Below are 19373 nucleotides of genomic sequence, written 5' to 3' on the forward strand. Positions count from 1 at the left end.
TGATATTAAAAAATTTTAATAAAATTATTCGTTTCTATAAATAAAAAGTTAATTATTACTTAATGAAATAATAAAATGGTTAACTTTTGACGAAATTTGGGATACAGTTCTAAAATATGCTTCAAAAAACGTTCTTATTGTTTCTTCTATTTTTCAGCTCAAAACTTTGTGCCCAAGACTACGGATTGGAGTTTATGGGCCACGAGGTGAATCCCGACCAAAGAACCTCGCTTTCTCTCGGTGAAAATAAAGAATTGTGTTTTGATGACAACTTTGAACTGAATTTCGAGTTGAAGTTTAAAAAAAATGTTGTTTCATACTTCGGCTACATATTCAGAATCGTAAACACTGAAGACCAACATATTGATCTATTATACAATTCAAGAAAAACCGAGAAGTTCAGAATTGTTAACAAAGACCTTAGCATAAGCACCAATTTCGGTCTTGACTCCGCAAAACTATATAGCAGTTGGTCTAAACTAAGATTTTTGTTTGATTATAAAACCAAAGAACTTAGTCTTTATGAAGGCAATAACCTTTTAGAAAGAAAAGCCGTAGTATTTAATAAAAAGAGCTGCCTGAAGATTTACTTTGGCGGAAATCAAAACACCAAATTTGCCACGAAAGATGTGTTACCAACATATATCCGAAACATTACGCTTCTAAAAGGCAACAAAGTAACTAATGTCTGGAAACTCAATGATGTTTATGGAAATGTGGCCAAAGAAACTCAAAAGGCAAACCATGGAACAGTAACTAATGGCTCATGGATGCTCGTTAAGCACTACGAATGGCTTAAACGGATAGACACAACTTTCAAAGGACAAACAACTTTTTATTTTGACAGAAATATTAATCATTTTTTGATACATGCCGACGAAGGGAGTTTTTATTTTGATGAAAAAAAATCTGCAACCCTTGCCAGGCCTTTTGACAAAAAGTATATCAAGTTTACATTTGGAGACCAAGGCTATTTTCTGAAAGAATCCAAAACTGCAGTAAATGTTCGCCTAAATCAAAAAGAGATTTTTGCGTATGATTCAAAAGGTAACTCCTGGAATATACCGCCAAACTTAAAGCCCGAACTAACCGAATATTGGCACCACAACCAGTATGTATTTCCCAAAGACACTGCCATGGTTTTTATTGGCGGTTATGGACAGTTTACTTACAAAAATAGTTTTCAGAAATATTCTTTCCTGAACAAAAGGTGGTCAGAACTCAACATGAAGGGTTATCGACTAGAGCCTAGATATATGTTTGGTATTGGCCACACCAAAGATCTTAACAAATCTTATATTTTTGGCGGCTACGGCTCCAAAACGGGTGAGCAAGAGATAAATCCACAGAATTACTATGACCTTCTAGAAGTAAATTGGCAGAACCTTTCAATAAGAAAAGTTTATACATTAGAAACCCCCGAAAACCCTTTCGTGGTCGTAAAATCGATGGTGGTGGACGAGAAAAAACAAGTTTTTTATGCCTTAATATATAATCAGCTGAACTTTAAAAGCTCGTTACAACTAATACGTGGATCACTTAGAAAACCCGAATACGAGATTATAGGAAAACCAATTCCGTATGATTTTCAGGATGTAGCAAGTTCCGCAGACTTGGCTTTTGACGAAAAAAACCAAAAGTTGGTTTGTATAACCTATCACTATGACAGAATAAAAAATCTATCTTTTCACAAGGTTTACACGCTCGATTTTCCACCTGCAAACATAGAGGCTACCATTGCACAAAAAGAAAGTGGTTTTGTAAAGTGGCTAACTATTTTGGCTATTGTTTTACTTATTTTAGTTCCTTTAGTCTTAATGATATTTTACTATAGGCAGCACAGAAACAAAAAGCCACCCATTGAATTAGCACCAGAAAATACCTCAAAAACTGAGGAATCAAGAGTCGAATTGACCACAGAAAGGCCAATTATGGAGGAAAACAAAAGGAGCAGGCTTATTTTATTTGGGGGCTTTCAATTTTTAACCTCCAAAGGCGAAGACCTCAGTGTGCATTTTACTCCGCTATTAAAAGAGTTGTTCTTGTATCTTATGTTGAACTCGATCAAATGGAACAAAAGCGTTAATTCTCAACAGCTCAATGACTTGTTTTGGTATGATAAAACGGCAACAAGTGCCCGAAACAACCGTTCGGTAAATCTTACAAAGCTCAAGGTGATTTTTGAGCAAGTCGGACATATACAAATTTCAAAAGAGTCGGGCGACTGGCAGATAATATTTGATCCAAGCCATGTTTTTGTAGACTACTACGACTTTTTGAAATTGACTGACGAAAAGAAAAACCTCAACAAGGAAGAAATAAACCTCCTCACAAAAATTGTTTCAAGAGGCAACTTCCTTTTCAATCTCGAATATGAATGGCTCGAACCTTTCAAATCAGAGATATCAAACCGGGTTATTGATGCCTATACTTCGTATTCAAAAGGCCTAAGCTTTGAAACCGATGCACAAGAAATCATCGAAATAGCTGATAAGATTTTTGTGTTTGACAAAGTAGACGAAACGGCCATGGAAATGAAATGTAAGGCGTTGGTAGTTCTTGGCAAACATTCTTTAGCCCTAAAATGCTACGAACATTTTGAAAAAGAATACCATCTTTTGTATGCTGAAAATTTCAGCAAATCGTTCAAACAAATCATAAATAGTATTTAAACTGCCTTTAAAGCCCATTTTTCTGCATATTAATGGGTAAATCTGCCCATAATTCTTTTATTATTTAATTTAATAAGGCTTGGCTTTTTATTAAAAAAATTCAAAAATTAACTCAATCTTATTCTCACATTAAGTATTTATTAATTTTAAATTAAAGGTCAAGATTAATTTGCAGAAAGTTTTTTAAACCTTGAAAATCAAATTTTACTCATTTATGAAAAAAAATCTATTCAAAGTAATGATGTCGTTATTCATTACCATGATGGCCATGCAGTCGTATGCACAAGATGTAGCCATTAAAGGTAAAGTAACTGACGACTCTGGAAGCCCGATCTACGGAGTAAACGTTGCCGTAAAAGGCACAACTAAAGGAACAATTACAGATAGTAATGGAGATTACAGTATTTCTGCTGCCAAAGGAAGCACTGTTACTTTTAGTTACATCGGTTTTGCTGCCACAAACGTGGTTATCGGAAATGTATCAACAGTAAACGTAAGTCTGAAACCAGATGCAAGTATTTTAAACGAGGTGGTAGTTACTGCCCTTGGTATTTCTAAAGAAGCCAGAAAAGTAGGTTATGCGGTAACCACAGTAAGTGGCGACCAAATGATTAAAGCTAGAGAAACTAACGTAGCCTATTCAATGGCCGGAAGAGTAGCCGGTTTGAACATTTCTGGTACAAACGGAGGTTCAGGCTCATCAGCAAGAATATTACTTAGAGGTATGGCCAGCTTCGGTGCTAGCTCGCCTTTGATTGTTCTTAACGGTGTGCCTATCGACAACACTCAAAGAGGTAGCTCTGGTGAGTGGGGTGGATCAGACAACGGTGATGGTATCTCAAACCTTAACCCTGACGACATCGAAAACATGTCGGTTTTGAAAGGAGCATCAGCTTCGGCACTTTATGGTGCTCGTGCCGCCAACGGTGTGATTTTGATTACTACCAAGTCAGGTAAAAAAGGCAAAATGGCCATTGACTATAATCTAAACACTGTAGCTGAGCAGGCTATCAACTTTACAGATTATCAGTATGAATACGGTCAAGGACTTAACGGAAAAAGACCTGACAACGTTACCAGTGCTCTTAACAGCGGTATGTTGAGCTGGGGTGAGAAATTGGACGGAAAATCTACTATTCAGTTTGATGGAAAAAGCTACCCTTACTCGGCTGTAAAAGACAATATGAAAAACTTCTACCGCACAGGAAGCTCTATTACCAACTCCATTTCGCTATCTAGCGGAACAGAAACTGGTAGCTTCAGACTATCATTGGCAAACTTAGACAACAACTCTATCCTAAGAAATAGCGGTTTGACAAGAAGAACAGCCAACTTCACAGGGAATCAGAAATTCGGTAAAAAACTGACCATTGATTTGATGGCCAATTTTGTTGATGACTTCAACAACAACAAGCCACAGTTGAGCGATGGCCCTATGAATGCCAACAATATAAACTTTTTGGCTACAAACGTAAGTGAGATGGCTTTACAGCCTGGTTACAATGCGGCAATTCCTACTGGAAACGAAATTCAATATAACGACGATATCTACGTAACCAACCCATGGTTTGTTGTAAATCGTTATGAAAACGACGTGAAAAGAAAAAGAATGATTTCAGCCATCCAAGGCAAGTATGATATTACAAAAAATATCTACGGTTTGGTAAGATTTGGTTATGACTACATCAATGACGGATTGTTCAAAATCACGCCAACTGGAACGGCCTACTCAGGTGGAAATGCCGGTGGATTAGACGATTTGGCAAAATCAACGACGATTGAGATGAACGCCGATGCGATTTTGGGCGGAACATTCAAAATCACGGATGATTTCGGAATTGATGCACTAGCCGGAGGAACTATCCGTAAAAACGAATACGACAGAGTAAAAATAGGCGGAGGTCCATTTGTGATTCCATTCTTCTATAGCCCTTTCAACGTTTTGAACTTCAACAGAGACTATTCGTACTCTAAGAAACAAGCCAACTCGGGCTATTACTCGTTGGACTTCAACTACAAAAATATGTTGATTCTCTCGACTACAGGTCGTTATGATGCCTTCTCTACATTGCCTACAAACAACCAAGGTATCTTTACTCCATCTTTCTCATTGAGCTATGACTTCACAGAGGCTTTGAAAATGGACAAATTGACTTATGGAAAACTAAGAGCATCCTATGCAGTAGTAAGTGGTGAGCCATTGAGTCCTTATTCTACTTCGCAGTACTACAGTGTTGGATCGGCTATTCAAGGAATCACTACTGGTTCATTTGGTGGAAGCCTTCCAAACTTATTCTTGAAGCCATTTACGCTTACAGAATTTGAAGTTGGTACAGAGCTTAAGTTTTACAAAAACAGACTGGGTATTGACTTGGCATATTTCAATAGAAAAACCAACAATGAAATCATAAACGGTTCATTGTCTGAAGCCACAGGTTATTCTTCACAATTGATTGGTACTGGATCAACTCAAAACTCTGGTCTTGAAATGTTGCTAACAGGCGTATTAATTGAAAATAAAGACTTGAAATGGACCAGTTCATTGAACTTTACCAACATCAAAAACAAGATTATTGAAATCAACGGTTCTGGTTCAGAAAATCAACAATTGGGAATGGGTACTTATCGTCCTCTAAACGCCAACATAGCGATTATCAAAGGAATGCCTGGCCCACAAGTAATGGCTAACGACTACACTTACCTAAACGGTAAAATCGTAGTAGATGCAACTGGAATACCGGTTCAAAACGGAACAAGAACACCAATGGGTTCTGTATTGCCTAAAGTTTATGGTGGTCTTAACAACGAAGTAAGCTACAAAAACTTTAATTTGTCGTTCTTGATTGACTACAGATTTGGAAACAAAATCTTGTCTGCAACCAACTACTACACTACCTTCAGAGGTCTGAACAAAATCACCTTGGAAGGGCGTGAAACCGGCGTAACAGTAGACGGTGTAACTGCTGATGGTCAAGCCAATACCAAGAGCGTGCCAGCTCAAACTTACTACCAAAGCCTGGCAAGAAGAGTTTCTGCTCTGAATGTTTTAGATGGAGACTTTATCAAATTAAGACAAGTAACATTAGGATATTCTATCAAACCTAGCGTATTCGGTCGTCTTCCTATCAAATCAGCTGAAATATCAATTGTTGGTCGTAACCTATTGACTTTGTTCAAGAAGTCAGACAACATAGATCCTGAAGCTGGATTCTCGTCTCTAATAAACTATGCTGGTATAGAAGGTAACAGTTTGCCATCTACTAGAACTTATGGTTTAAACCTAAATGTTAAATTCTAAATCGTAAAAGAAAGATGAAAAAATTCAAATATATATTCTTATTGATTTCTGTTTTTACACTTTCGTGTACAGAAAATTTTGAAGAAATCAACACTGACCCGAACAACACAAGTGCGGCAGTTTTTAACCCAAATTATCTTTTGGCACAGTCGCAGTATGACTATAGCAATACGGGTTATTCACAGCTACTTTTCCAAAGTATGTGGTCACAAGTATTGGCTTCTACGTTTTCATACTACGGCAACGGTGATAAATATGTGGCTTCTGGAAGTTTTGATGCGTACAAAGGCCGTGTTTTTGAAGAAACCTACCGTGCGGCTACTAAGGTTTATGAAATGCAAAATCTTACTAAAGACAAGCCTGAACTTTCTAACCTTTACAATGTAGGTACCATCATGAAAGTGTTGTGTATCGCAAGAATCACAGATACTTACGGTGATGTACCTTACACTGAAGCTCTTAAAGCTAAAGAAGGAATAACCCTTCCAAAGTATGACGATCAGTCAACTATTTACCCAGGCTTGTTATCTGAACTAGAAAAAGCCATAGCTGCATTGAGTACCTCAAAAGCTGGTCCTACCAACGACCTTATGTTTAAGGGAGATGTAAATAAGTGGAAAAAATTTGGTAACTCACTTATGCTTAGACTTGCCATGAGATTGGTAAAAGTTGATGCTGCAGCAGCCAAAACTTGGGCTGAAAAAGCTTTCGCTGGTGGTGTATTCACAAGTGTTGACGATAATGCAAAAGTTCTTACAGATGCTAGCTCACAAAGCAACAATACTACAGGTGCATTGCGTGTAGGTGATGATTACAGAGAGGTAAGATGGAGCAAAACTTTCATGGATTACTTAAAAAACACAAAAGACCCAAGAATCAGTGCAATTGCTGAAGTTTCACAACCAGGTCTTGCCAATAACTCAAACCAAGACTTGGCTGGTGACAACGCAGAGGCCATTCAAATTGGCCTTCCAAACGGTTATGATTTAAATGGTGGTGCTACTGACATTTCGAAGCATCCTCAATATCCTGGAGCTTCTGGTACTGGTACTGATGTAGCAAAAGTAGGTAAATATTCAAGACCAAGAACATCCGTTTTCTTGAACAGAAGTGGTGTAAACTTTGTTTTGACTTATGCTGAAACTGAACTTTTACTAGCTGAAGCAAAAGTAAGAGGTTTTTCAGTGGGAGCACCGACAGCGGCTGACCGCTATAAAAACGGCGTGAAGGCTGCTATAGCTTCTTTGGCTCAGTTTAATTCAGCTGCTGGCTCTGATGCTGCCATAGCCGATGCTTTGAGCAAATCTGATGCATTCTTGGCTGCCAATCCACTTTCTACAGCATCCGTAGAGGCTTCATTGAAGCAAATCAACGAGCAAATATGGGTTGCAACTGGTACTACTTTCAATTTCATTGAAAACTGGAACAACTGGAGAAGATCTGGTTATCCAACTTTGACACCTGTAGTTTATCCAAATGGATTCTCAAATGGTCAGATTCCAAGAAGAGTACCGTACATTTTAAACGAAGCTTCTTACAATGAGGCAAACTACCGTGCAGCTGTTGCGAAACTTACCGGTGGCGATACCTTCACGGCAAGAGTTTGGTGGGATAAATAATCTTCATAGAATATACTTTTTAGAGACGGGGCTATTTTAGCCCCGTTTCTTTTTTTTAGAGCATACCTTAGTTTTATGTCTTTCTCATCAAGAAAAAAATGTATATTTATTTTTAAATATGAAAATCAAACCACAACCTAACAACTTGAAAAACTATCAAAAAAAAGAATTCAACCCATTAAATAAGACAATAAATGAAAACGGTTTCAACATTTGTTTTTACAATTATTTTACTTTTCTGCTGCAAATTTGCCTTTTCACAAGATTGGCTAATAAAACCTATCAAGCAAAAAGCCCAAGTAAAAATTGAAGGAAATACCATTGAGCTCAACAATGGTTTGGTCATAAGACGATTTATTATAGGCCAAAATTTGGCTTGTTTTGATTATGTCAATTTAACAAATAACCAACAGCTCATTAGAGCCATAAAACCCGAAGCAAGACTTAAAATAGACGGAAAAGAATACAATATTGGAGGCCTAAATGGCCAATCAGAGCAGGCATATTTACAAACGAATTGGCTACATAAACTCGAAAAAGGCAAAGCTGATTTTGTCTATAAAAACTTTGAAATCAGCGAAATTAAACCTCGAATAAATTGGAAATCTAAGTCATGGCCCAATAATACACAGAATCCAAGTGGCCAAACATTGGTCTTAAATTTTCTTCCACAAGATGCTCTTTTAAATGGTCTTGTGGTCGCTATACAATATGAAATTTATGATGGTATTCCATTGTTAGTAAAATCTTTACAAATCAAAAATACGGGTACCAAAACATTTAGAATTGATAGGGTTGTAAATGAAATTTTGGGTTTGGTAGAGGAAGAAAGTGCTGTGGTAGGCAAACCCGAAGAAATGAAAAAACAACATGGCATTTATATCGAAACCAATTATGCATTCAACAATGCTATGCGATATGACATCAGCGACCAAACTACCCACTGGAAAGTCGACTCCACATACACCTCGCAAGTCAATTACAATTACCAAACACCTTGTCTGTTAGAAATTTACCCCGAAAAAGCCCCTGGCATAGATTTAAAACCCACCGAAACCTTCAATTCTGTAAGAACACACGAACTATTGATGGACAGCTATGACCGTCAAAGACGTGGCCTAATGATAAAGAAAATGTATAAAACTGTAGCACCCTGGACACTACAGAATCCTATATTTATGCATTTGGTTAGCAAAAACGATGATGAGGTAAAGACAGCCATAGACCAGTGCCAAGCAACAGGATATGAGGCAGTGATACTCAGCTTTGGTAGCCATCTCGAAATGGAAAATAATTCTGCTGAAAATATAACACGCTGGAAAAAATTAGCAGATTACGCACACTCCAAAGGTATTTTATTAGGTGGTTATTCTCTATTTAGTTCTAGAAGAATCTCAGATGAGTACGATGTCATATCACCCATAACAGGCAAGCCAGGAGGTGCATTTTTTGGAAATGCTCCTTGTTTTGGTAGTCAATGGGGACTGGATTACAGTCAAAAAATTAAGAATTTCTTTGAAAAAACAGGCTTCGATATTTGGGAAAACGATGGCCCCTACCCTGGTGATGTTTGTGCCTCAAAAGTACATCCTGGTCACCGAGATTTGGACGACAGCCAATGGAAACAAATGGCGATTCAGAAAGATTTATATCGCTGGCTCAATGAACATGGAGTTTATATCAACGCTCCTGACTGGTATTTTTTGGATGGCACACACAAAATAGCCTTAGGATACAGAGAAGTGAATTTTTCACTAAGCAGAGAACAGCAACGCATCTTGAACCGCCAAAACATTCATGACGGAACCATAGAAAAAACCGCAGCCATGAGTTGGGGATTTGTACCACTTACTCGTTATCAAGGTGGTGGTCCCGAGGCGGTATTGGAGCCTTTGGAGGAGCATCTTGAAGACTATAAGCAACTTATGATGCAGTATTATGGTGCGGGAGTACAGGCTTGTTACAGAGGCCCAAGACTTTACGATACCGAGAAAACAAAAAATACCGTAGCCGAAACCATCAATTGGTATAAAAAATATAGAGAAATCCTTAACTCAGACATCATACACCTCCGCCGAGCCGATGGAAGAGATTGGGACGGTTTTATACACGTAAATCCTAACCTAAAACAAAAAGGATTTTTGATGCTATTCAATCCTACTACTGAACCCATTACCAGAAAAATAAAAATTCCCTTGTATTATACCGGACTTGAATCTAAAGCGATTGTGAAAGAAAAAGATGGGGTTTCCAAGGTTTTAACTTTAAATAGAAATTATGAAGTTGAATTGACGGTTACGATTCCTGCAAATGGTAACATTTGGTATGTTATTGAATAGGTGGAACAAAAAGTAAAACAATTTTCCTAAATTGTTTTAAAAAATCGAAAAAACATATACGTATCTAATTCCTCAGTACATTTTAATTTAGGATAACTGATGAACTCACACGAATTCAAAAAAGTCTTTCACAGAGGCAATTTACCTCATTTACAACCACTTGGGGGAACTTTCTTCGTAACCTATAACCTCGCAAATGCGATTCCTAAAAGAATTCTTGATAAATGGAAACTCGAATTTGAGTTGCAAAAAAAGGCCATTTTAGATAACTCCGAAAATATCAAAGAAGACCTCGATAAATTGCACAAACGTAATTTTTTAGAAAGAGATAAATATCTTGATGCCTGTAGAAATGACACCCTTTGTGAAATAAATGGCGAATTAGCTCAAATCCTTGTTGATTCTATAAATTTTTGGGATGGTAATAGAATAGATCTAATCTGCTACTGCATAATGTCCAATCACGTGCATTTGGTTTTTAGATTACTCGATAAAACTGAAACAGATACGCCAAAATATTTGGAAGACATAATGCATTCGATAAAACAATTCTCAGCAAAAAAATGCAATGCTATTTTAAACCGAAAAGGAGATTTTTGGCAACATGAAAGTTATGATAGACTTATACGAAATGATGAAGAGCTATTCAGAATTGTACTTTACGTCCTAAATAATCCCGTGAAAGCAGGCTTGTGCAAAAACCCATTTGACTGGAAATGGACTTACTTGCAAGAAAAATTTAAGAAAATTATGCTGTAAAACGATTTTCCTAAATTGTTAAGAAGACAGTTTCATTATTGCCATGGCACTTAAAATCACATTTTAGTTCACCTAGTATGTATAAAAAATATGCTGTGTATTGATGCTTATTATCTGACTTATTCAATTTAGGAAAATTGTACTACATATTATTCTTAGCCTTTCCACACACAATTTAGGAAAATTGTGCTACACCTTAAAAACCAACTTCCTTCTATCCAAAAAATACAAAATCACACTCCAAAAAACCAAGTAACTAATAGCATAAGCCAAAGACGAGTTCATGGGATTGTTAAAAATGGAAACCAGTGCTTTTTCATAGAAGTATTCTAGCAAAGCCAAGCTTTCTTCTCCACTCGGGATTTTGATAGCATTCAATGCCCGAGGAATTATGCCCGAACCATAAAACACTATCATTGGGTTTACACCCCACATAATCAAAAACTTAACCAAACCTTTAGGTTTCCCACTTTTGAATATTACCTCCACGGCAGCCAATACAACCATGGCACATCCACCAGCAAACAATACGTAAGAGCTTGTCCATAAAGCTTTGTTTATTGGAAAAATAAAGCCCCAAACTTTACCAGCAACAATTAAAACAACTCCCAAACCAATCAACCATTTGAAAGACGTTGTGCCTTTGTTTTGAAGCAATTTACCCGTCCAAATACCCAAGAGAGCCGTTACAATGGCCGGAAAAGTACTAAGAATTCCTTCAGGGTCCCAGGTTTTAGAAGTAGCCCAAAGATGCCCAGGAAGTAAATAATTATCTAACCAAGCCGCCAAATTAGTTCCTATTTCATAATTTCCGGTTGTTTGGCCAGGAATCGGAATCAATGCCATAGCTGCCCAATAACCCAAAAGTAAAATGACACTAGCTAAAATTTGTTTGCGAAAATCGAGGCCAAGAAATATCAACGCCGCAAAGAAATACACGATTCCTATTCTCTGCAAAACTCCCGGTATTCTCACAGAAGCATAGGTTTCTATCCCACTAAAACACAAGCCAATCATCAATAAAAATAACCCGATGGCTGAATAAAGTTTCACTTTGGGTTTAAAATTACCCAAAAGAACATACGCCACTAAAATGCTTATTATTAACTTTATAAGAACTAATGGTGTCCCTTCCAAGTACCCAATTTTGATTTTTGAAAAGAAATTTAAGAATAAGCCCAGATTGAAAATCCTAAGCGAGCGAGTTAAAATCTTAAGAAAATTTGAACCATCTATCCCCGAATTTTCATTTGTAGAAAAAGGCATAGCGGTACCCATAATAAATACAAAAAACGGAAAAACCATGTCTGTTGGAGTAGCACCATGCCATTCGGCGTGTAACAGGGGAGCATACACATTTCCCCAATCACCTGGGTTGTTTACAATGGTCATGAGCATCATGGTGAGGCCTCTGAAAATATCAATCGATGTTACTCTTTGTTTTTCCAAAATTCTGTCGCTAAATTGTATCTAATAAACCAAAGTTAAATAAAATATTCGCTCATCCATGAAAAGTCTCTTCTGTTTAGTTTTATTGGCCTTCCTTGCTACTTCCTGTGTCACTCAGAAAGCCAAAATTTCGAAAATCGAGCATTGGATAGATTCTACTCAAATCGATGACCATAGTTTCGTTGGAATAAAAATATATGACCCAAAAACACAAGAGGTAATTTTCGCCAAAAACGAAAAACGATATTTTGTGCCTGCCTCGAATACCAAAATCCTTAGTCTTTATGCCTCCCTTAACAACCTTGGAGATAGCATTCCAGCACTAAAATATTTACTAAAGGGAGACAGTTTGTTCATTTCAGGAACCGCCGACCCAACTTTCCTACACCCTGATTTGCCCAAAAGTAAAGTTTACGATTTTTTGAAAAATACCTCTGCCAAAACTATCGTTTTCACCGATGTAAACTTTAAAAACGAAATCTACGGACCTGGATGGTCGTGGGACGACTACAACGATTATTATCAGGTAGAATTGAGCTCATTCCCCATTTATGGAAACATCGTAAGGTTTCAAAAAACCAAAAATCAACTACAAATTAATCCCCCACTTTTTCAGGATTCATTGTTCACTATCGGCACTTCATTTGCCGACATTAAAAGAGAAATTCTCAAAAATGCGTTCTTTAGCAGCAACAAAGTCAGCCAAAAAGCTGATTTTGAGCAAGACATACCGTTCAAAACCTCTACTAATCTTTTGTTAAAGCTACTGTCTGATACCCTCAAAAAAAATGTAAGTCTGAAACCATTTATGCCAACCAAAGACTTCAGACTGTTGTATTCCCTACCTGTTGATACGGTTTTAAGAAGGATGATGCAAGTGTCGGACAATATGCTAGCCGAGCAACTTTTGCTTCTGTCTGGTGGCAAGTATTCCGATACAATTTCGACTCAGTTGGCTATCAAGAACCTCCAAAAAGATTTACTCCCCGACATTCCACAAAAATTCAATTGGGTGGATGGCTCCGGCTTGTCGAGGTACAATTTACTAACACCCGAAGGCTTAGTCTTTTTGTTGGACCGAATGCTGAAAGAATTTCCAAAAGAACGAATTTTCTCTATGATGTCTGTAGGTGGGCAAGCTGGCACACTCAAAAATGCATATAAACCGGGTGTGCCATTTGTTTATGCAAAAACCGGAACTTTGAGTGGAGTTTACAACCAAAGTGGATACCTCCTGACACGTTCTGGCCGTCTATTAATTTTTAGTTTTATGAACAACAATTTTACTGGATCTACCACCAAAATTCGTATAAAAACTTCAGAAATCATTACGCTTTTACATCAAAACTACTGAGGCCAAAAAGAGATTTTTTTCATTCAATATATTGTTTTCTAATTAATTAATAGGATTTTACACTTCTGATAATTACTCCAAAAAATTAAAAATATTGAAAAACACTTAAACGGCAACTTCTAAAAACTATCATTTTTCTAACCGTTGTTAGTTTTGATTCAACAAAAAATTAACAAGGTTTGGTTTTATTGAAAAACGTACTAACATTTGCAATCGATTGTAGCCAAATTTTAAAAATTTCAGAAGTTTTATTCAACCTTGAGTATTGAATATGGCTGGAAAAAAGCTACAATTATATAAGCCAAAAATCCAGACAAAACAGGACTCGGGAAAATATTTCTCGGGTCTTTTTTTTTAGAATAATTCCAATGATTTCCATATAAAGTAAGCGTATGACATTTTCCCAAAATTTACTAAAAGACTTAATTAATAGCATAACTCCAATATCAAACAAAGATTTTAAACAACTGATATCGATTTTTGGAGAGAAATCTCTCAAAAAAGGATCAAAACCGATAACATTTGGCGAAACTTCCAACTTGGTTCTTTTCGTCACTAAAGGTTTACTTAGAGAATATACCGTCAACAACAACGAAGAACATACCCTCTGGATAACAGGAGTTGGAGAGGCTATTTTAGACCCCGGAAGTTTTATGGTTGGAGAACCTTCCAAAATAGAGGTGGAAGCTCTGGTGAACTCTCACATAATGTACACTACTCGCCAACAATTTGAGAGCGTATTGTTTGAAATTCCGGCCATAAACTCTGTAGCACACGTTTTGTATCAAAAAAACCTGCAGGACTTTAGAGAACACATGCTCTTGCTGAAAATTTGGCCTACACAAAAAAGACAAGAGATTCTTTTTGAAAAAAAGCCACATTTGCTCAGAAAAGAAGTCAAACTCAAACACATCGCATCATTGCTGAATGTGCACCCCAACTCGCTCAGCCGTATCCGTAACCAACGAATCGAGTAACCTTCATAGTGAACCGTTTGGGTGAAATTTAGGTTAATTTATAGCAGAAAAACCTATTTCAAATATATAGATAGGTATCTGCCGTTGACTAAAAATCGGGTAAAATTCGACAATTTTGCCTATTTTTGTAGCGATTTATAAAAATCTTAGAGCATGTTAATCGAACAGTTAGAGTCTATAAAGGAGCGTTTTGAAGAAGTTTCGCAGCAGATAACCATGCCAGAGGTGGTGTCTAACATGGACAAATTCAAAAAAATAAGCAAAGAATATCGCGACTTAGAAAAAGTAGTAGAAGAATATAAAAACTACAAACTAATATTGGCCAATATCACCGAAGCCCGTCAGATTCTGAACACTGAAAAAGACGAGGAAATGCGTGAAATGGCCAAAATGGAGTTAGACGAACTTCAACCAAAAAAAGATGCGATTGAAGATTCGTTAAAAGAAATGCTGATTCCGAAAGACCCCATGGACAGCAAAGATTGTTTCCTCGAAATCAGGGGTGGTACAGGAGGTGACGAAGCGGCGATTTTTGCCGGTGACCTCTTCAGAATGTACCAAAGATATGCTGCCACCCAAGGATGGCAGTTTCAGGTTATGGACTATACCGAGGCATCATCTGGAGGATACAAAGAGATCGTGGTAAGTGTAAAAGGAGAGGATGTTTATGGAAAACTAAAATTCGAATCGGGCGTTCACCGTGTTCAGCGTGTGCCCGCCACAGAGTCGCAAGGCCGTATCCACACATCAGCAGCCACTGTTGCCGTTCTTCCTGAAGCTGACGAAGTGGACGTGCAAATAAACATGTCAGATATCAGAAAAGACACCTATTGTTCTTCAGGAGCAGGTGGTCAGTCTGTTAACACTACTTACTCAGCAGTGCGAGTTACACACATTCCTACTGGCGTGGTGGTGCAGTGCCAAGACGAGCGTTCGCAAATCAAAAACTTTGATAAAGCCATGACGGTACTGCGGTCAAGAATATATGAAATGGAACTCGCCAAACACAACGAAGCCATCGCTGGTGACAGAAAAACTATGGTGGGCTCTGGTGATAGATCTGATAAAATCAGGACTTACAATTATCCGCAAGGCCGAGTTACCGACCACCGCATTGGTTTTACAGTTTATAATCTCCCCACTGTTATGGAAGGCCAAGTAGGTGAATTCATAGAAAAACTTAGAATAGCAGAAAACGCCGAAAAGATGAAAGAAGGTGTGGCTTAATTTGTAGTTTACGGCCAAGGCACTAATTCCCAAACAGTTAATAGTCCCTGCGTTGGCGTTAATTTATTTTCAATTTCATTCATGGAAAAAATAGAAATCTGTTTGGCATCAAACAATGCCCACAAAATAATAGAACTTCAGCAAATGCTGGGTGACACGTTTTTGATAAAAACCATGAAAGACATTGGTTGTGAGGATGAAATAGAAGAGTATGGAACTACTTTCGAACAAAATTCAAGAATAAAAGCAGATTATATCCACGACAGATATGGTGTAAATGTCGTAGCTGACGACTCAGGCCTGGAAGTCGAAGCACTAGACAACAGACCCGGGGTTTACTCTGCACGCTATGCGGGCGAACCTACCAATCACCAGGCCAATATTGAAAAACTACTATTAGAACTCGAAGGAGTAGAAAACCGAAAGGCCAAATTCAGGGCGGTAATTACGCTGATATTAAATGGAGAGCATCGCTTATTTGAAGGAGAGGTGTCAGGTAAAATTACAACAGAGAAAAGGGGCAATGACGGCTTTGGGTATGATCCAGTTTTTGTGCCTGATGGATATGAAACTACTTTTGCACAAATGCCAGCCGAAATAAAGAACCAAATAAGTCATAGAGCAAATGCCGTCAACCAAATGTTGTCCTTTCTAAAAAGAAAAAAGTAACGAAATCTACTTCCGTTACTTCAATACATTCTAGGTCTTTCAAGTAATATCGTCTTAGAAAGTTTCAGCTTTCTACAATTGCATTGCAAAATTGCACCGAAATAAATCATAAAACTATTATTAGATTTTCCAATACTTGTGCTATATTAACATCATATTTAGTTTCTGTTGAATATAGATGTTAATCAAGCATGAAAGTTGAATTTGAAATCATAGCCCCTGACCAAGGAAGTTCGTTCAAACTCATTAACTGGCGTTCAGAAAATGACAGATTTTTTTGGCATCAACACCCCGAGTATGAAATCATTTATGTAAAAAAAGGCTCTGGAAAACTCCATATAGGCAATCACCTCGGGGAATATCAAGAGGGAGAAGTAATGTTTTTGGGGCCAAATCTGCCCCATACCGGCTTGGGTTATGGGGTTATTGGTGAACACGAAGAGATCATTGTGCAGCTCAAGGATATTTTTTTAGGAAACGACTTCATGTCTATTCCTGAAATGGAAGGCATCAGGAAGCTATTTGAACGAGCTATCTTTGGTATTTCTTTTAGTGGAGATACCCGCTCTAAAGTTGCTCAAAAAATGGAGGTATTGTCACAACTTACTGGCTTGGACAGACTTATTTCGCTTCTCGAAATCCTTAAAATACTCTCACAATCTGCTGAATTTAAAATACTTAACAGTAGAGACTCCCGATATGATTTTCGACATCAAGACGAAGAACGTATAAACCGAATTTACAATTATGTAGAAGAAAACTACACCAGAGAAATCAAGATAGAGGATATTGCAGAGATAGCCAACCTTACCGTGCCCTCTTTTTGCAGATATTTCAAAAAAATGACGCACATGACCTTTACCGACTTCCTGAACGAATTCAGGATAAATAATGCCTGTAAATTGCTACATACCAACATGGGTATTTCAGATATTTGCTTTGAAAGTGGCTTCAACAATATTTCGCATTTCAACAAAACTTTTAAGCACTTCAAAAGCAAAAGTCCGCGTGACTACCGAAAAGAAGTTTTATTTGTGGGTTCATTAAATTAGATTTGTAACATAAACAGAATACCGAAAATGTCGACAATAAACTGGGTAACCGTAAAAGAATACGAAGATATCACCTACAAAAAATGCAATGGCGTTGCCCGAATAGCATTTAACCGACCAGATATTAGAAATGCTTTTAGGCCAAAAACTACTTTCGAACTTTACGACGCCTTTGAAGACGCCACCCACGACCCCAAAGTGGGCGTAGTTTTACTTTCTGGTGAAGGGCCCTCTTCAAAAGACGGCGGTTGGGCATTTTGCTCAGGTGGAGACCAAAACGCTCGCCAAAAAGGTGGATACCGTGCAGAAGATGGCCGCGACAGACTCAATATTTTGGAAGTGCAACGCCAAATAAGATTCATGACCAAGCCCGTGATAGCCGTGGTTACTGGCTGGGCAGTTGGTGGTGGACATAGCTTGCATGTAGTTTGTGATTTATCTTTGGCCAGTAAAGAACATGCCATATTCAAACAAACCGATGCCAACGTGGCCAGCTATGATGCAGGTTACGGTTCGGCCTATTTGGCTCGACAAGTTGGACAGAAACGTGCCCGAGAAATATTCTTTCTAGGCAGAAACTACTCAGCACAAGAAGCCTTTGAAATGGGCATGGTAAATGCCGTAGTCCCTCATGCCGAGCTAGAAGACACTGCTTACCAATGGGCTCAGGAAATTTTACAAAAAAGCCCGATGGCCATCAGAATGCTTAAATTTGCCTTTAATCTTATAGACGACGGCCTCGTGGGTCAGCAAATATTTGCTGGTGAGGCCACCAGATTAGGTTACATGACTGAAGAAGCACAAGAAGGCAGAAACGCATTTCTAGAAAAACGCCCACCAAATTGGGATAAATTTGAAAGGTATTCGTAATAGCCAATGTCTGTGTCCTTACAGATATCCGAAGGCAATGCAAATTAATAAAAGATAAACCTATGTTTCTGGGGACACAAACATCGGCGAGCAAGTTGGTTGAGACACAAACATGGGCGAGTTGAATTAATGAAGAACCAAATACCCAGTTTTTTCAATAAATTTGCATCGAAATCGTTCATTATTTTTTAGAAAACCTCATTCAATGAAAAAGCTTATAATTACTTTAGCAACTAGCCTTGCCTTGCTTTCTTGTGGCTCAACCGAAACTGAAAAAGACACCAAAGCCATTACCACCGAATCCCTAAAAAGAAACAATCACACCATTGTTTTTTTTGATAAAACTCAAAGTGTAAATGTAGACGATGCCTTCGTGAGAAATAAGTACCAAGCTGCCCTTAAGTCGCTTATTGACGAAAACATTCAGTCTGAAGGAGATGTTTTTGAGATTTATTACATTCACGAAAACACCGCCAAAGCTAAAGTATTGTCTTTGTCATCTCGTACGGTTAAGGAAAATACGGAAGGCCTGAATTCGACAGATTTGGAAGCTGCCCAAACCAATTACGACATGAGCATCGGCAAAGAACGTCGTATGATTCTTGACCTGGCCGTGCAAAAAATGCTCGAAAAAAACAGTGGGGCTTCTAATGCAGAAACCAACATTTCCGCCTCAGTTCCTCTACTTTCAGAAGCATTAAATGGCAAAAAAGACGTAAAAGCGTTTTATTTCTCTGACATGGTAGAAAGCCTTAAAAACGGCAGGGATTTTCATAAAGTAGCACCCATCAGCCATGACCAAGCCGAAGAATGGGCCAAAGCCGATGCCGAAAACTACAAATTGTATAACCTCACCAACGCCCAGATTTCTATCATTTTGCCATTTTCGCCCAACAGCTCTTCAAAAGAAAACAACCCCAACGTAAGCGACTATTGGAAAGTGTATTTCGAGGCCTTGGGTGTTAGTGATGTGAAAGAGATTTGAGATAGGCGAAGAATTCCTAAATTCTCCAAAAAATATTCTTGCAGACTTGCTTTAGACTTTTGCCAAAAAATTCATTTATCTTTGCTTCGCAAGACTATTATAC

Annotated in this window: 13 protein-coding genes; 12 read left to right on the forward strand and 1 reads right to left on the reverse strand. The window is 37.9% G+C overall.

The window, feature by feature from the left end; genetic code table 11:
- Positions 1-116: 116 nt before the first annotated feature.
- The 5 genes from EGI31_RS09100 (at position 117) to EGI31_RS09120 (ending at position 10687) form a co-directional block, all read left to right on the forward strand.
- Complete coding sequence (locus EGI31_RS09100; RefSeq protein ID WP_255036917.1) at positions 117-2672, forward strand: AfsR/SARP family transcriptional regulator; 2556 nt, start codon at positions 117-119, stop codon at positions 2670-2672.
- A 214-nt stretch (positions 2673-2886) separates the two neighbouring features.
- On the forward strand, positions 2887-5970 hold the full coding sequence (locus tag EGI31_RS09105; RefSeq protein WP_255036918.1) for a SusC/RagA family TonB-linked outer membrane protein: 3084 nt from the start codon (positions 2887-2889) through the stop codon (positions 5968-5970).
- Between the two features lie 14 nt (positions 5971-5984).
- Positions 5985-7589 carry a SusD/RagB family nutrient-binding outer membrane lipoprotein gene (locus EGI31_RS09110; protein ID WP_255036919.1) on the forward strand — a complete coding sequence of 535 codons (1605 nt, stop codon included), beginning with the start codon at positions 5985-5987 and terminating at the stop codon, positions 7587-7589.
- A 194-nt stretch (positions 7590-7783) separates the two neighbouring features.
- Positions 7784-9928, forward strand: coding sequence for an alpha-galactosidase (locus tag EGI31_RS09115; protein ID WP_255036920.1), 2145 nt, complete (start codon positions 7784-7786; stop codon positions 9926-9928).
- A gap of 99 nt (positions 9929-10027) precedes the next feature.
- Positions 10028-10687 carry a transposase gene (locus tag EGI31_RS09120; protein ID WP_255036921.1) on the forward strand — a complete coding sequence of 220 codons (660 nt, stop codon included), beginning with the start codon at positions 10028-10030 and terminating at the stop codon, positions 10685-10687.
- 189 nt (positions 10688-10876) lie between these two features.
- On the opposite strand, the gene EGI31_RS09125 is transcribed toward EGI31_RS09120, so the two are convergent.
- Entirely contained in the window at positions 10877-12136 is a 1260-nt protein-coding gene (locus EGI31_RS09125; RefSeq protein ID WP_255036922.1) for an acyltransferase family protein, read from the reverse strand.
- A gap of 58 nt (positions 12137-12194) precedes the next feature.
- On the opposite strand from EGI31_RS09125, the gene EGI31_RS09130 reads away from it, so the two are divergent.
- From EGI31_RS09130 to EGI31_RS09160, 7 genes are all read left to right on the forward strand, one after another.
- The gene (locus EGI31_RS09130) at positions 12195-13490 is read left to right on the forward strand and encodes a D-alanyl-D-alanine carboxypeptidase/D-alanyl-D-alanine-endopeptidase (protein WP_255036923.1); all 1296 of its coding nucleotides are present in this window, start codon (positions 12195-12197) and stop codon (positions 13488-13490) included.
- Between the two features lie 392 nt (positions 13491-13882).
- Positions 13883-14467, forward strand: coding sequence for a Crp/Fnr family transcriptional regulator (locus tag EGI31_RS09135; RefSeq protein WP_255036924.1), 585 nt, complete (start codon positions 13883-13885; stop codon positions 14465-14467).
- A 153-nt stretch (positions 14468-14620) separates the two neighbouring features.
- The gene (gene prfA / locus EGI31_RS09140; RefSeq protein ID WP_255036925.1) at positions 14621-15694 is read left to right on the forward strand and encodes a peptide chain release factor 1; all 1074 of its coding nucleotides are present in this window, start codon (positions 14621-14623) and stop codon (positions 15692-15694) included.
- Positions 15695-15775: 81 nt separating this feature from the next.
- Positions 15776-16363, forward strand: a complete 588-nt coding sequence (rdgB, locus tag EGI31_RS09145; protein ID WP_255036926.1) for an RdgB/HAM1 family non-canonical purine NTP pyrophosphatase — start codon at positions 15776-15778, stop codon at positions 16361-16363.
- A 191-nt stretch (positions 16364-16554) separates the two neighbouring features.
- Positions 16555-17415, forward strand: coding sequence for a helix-turn-helix domain-containing protein (locus EGI31_RS09150; RefSeq protein WP_255036927.1), 861 nt, complete (start codon positions 16555-16557; stop codon positions 17413-17415).
- A gap of 27 nt (positions 17416-17442) precedes the next feature.
- On the forward strand, positions 17443-18285 hold the full coding sequence (locus EGI31_RS09155; protein ID WP_255036928.1) for a 1,4-dihydroxy-2-naphthoyl-CoA synthase: 843 nt from the start codon (positions 17443-17445) through the stop codon (positions 18283-18285).
- A gap of 205 nt (positions 18286-18490) precedes the next feature.
- Positions 18491-19270: a hypothetical protein gene (locus EGI31_RS09160; RefSeq protein ID WP_255036929.1), complete on the forward strand. Its 780-nt coding sequence runs from the start codon at positions 18491-18493 to the stop codon at positions 19268-19270.
- Positions 19271-19373 lie beyond the last annotated feature (103 nt).

This window comes from Lacihabitans soyangensis, assembly GCF_024343775.1.
Lineage (GTDB): Bacteria > Bacteroidota > Bacteroidia > Cytophagales > Spirosomataceae > Leadbetterella > Leadbetterella soyangensis.

What these genes read in the sequence shown, in the direction of transcription:
- EGI31_RS09100 (WP_255036917.1), top strand. Translation starts at nt 117, where the DNA reads ATGCTTCAAAAAACGTTCTTATTGTTTCTTCTATTTTTCAGCTCAAAA.
- EGI31_RS09105 (WP_255036918.1), top strand. Translation starts at nt 2,887, where the DNA reads ATGAAAAAAAATCTATTCAAAGTAATGATGTCGTTATTCATTACCATG.
- EGI31_RS09110 (WP_255036919.1), top strand. Translation starts at nt 5,985, where the DNA reads ATGAAAAAATTCAAATATATATTCTTATTGATTTCTGTTTTTACACTT.
- EGI31_RS09115 (WP_255036920.1), top strand. Translation starts at nt 7,784, where the DNA reads ATGAAAACGGTTTCAACATTTGTTTTTACAATTATTTTACTTTTCTGC.
- EGI31_RS09120 (WP_255036921.1), top strand. Translation starts at nt 10,028, where the DNA reads ATGAACTCACACGAATTCAAAAAAGTCTTTCACAGAGGCAATTTACCT.
- EGI31_RS09130 (WP_255036923.1), top strand. Translation starts at nt 12,195, where the DNA reads ATGAAAAGTCTCTTCTGTTTAGTTTTATTGGCCTTCCTTGCTACTTCC.
- EGI31_RS09135 (WP_255036924.1), top strand. Translation starts at nt 13,883, where the DNA reads ATGACATTTTCCCAAAATTTACTAAAAGACTTAATTAATAGCATAACT.
- prfA (WP_255036925.1), top strand. Translation starts at nt 14,621, where the DNA reads ATGTTAATCGAACAGTTAGAGTCTATAAAGGAGCGTTTTGAAGAAGTT.
- rdgB (WP_255036926.1), top strand. Translation starts at nt 15,776, where the DNA reads ATGGAAAAAATAGAAATCTGTTTGGCATCAAACAATGCCCACAAAATA.
- EGI31_RS09150 (WP_255036927.1), top strand. Translation starts at nt 16,555, where the DNA reads ATGAAAGTTGAATTTGAAATCATAGCCCCTGACCAAGGAAGTTCGTTC.
- EGI31_RS09155 (WP_255036928.1), top strand. Translation starts at nt 17,443, where the DNA reads ATGTCGACAATAAACTGGGTAACCGTAAAAGAATACGAAGATATCACC.
- EGI31_RS09160 (WP_255036929.1), top strand. Translation starts at nt 18,491, where the DNA reads ATGAAAAAGCTTATAATTACTTTAGCAACTAGCCTTGCCTTGCTTTCT.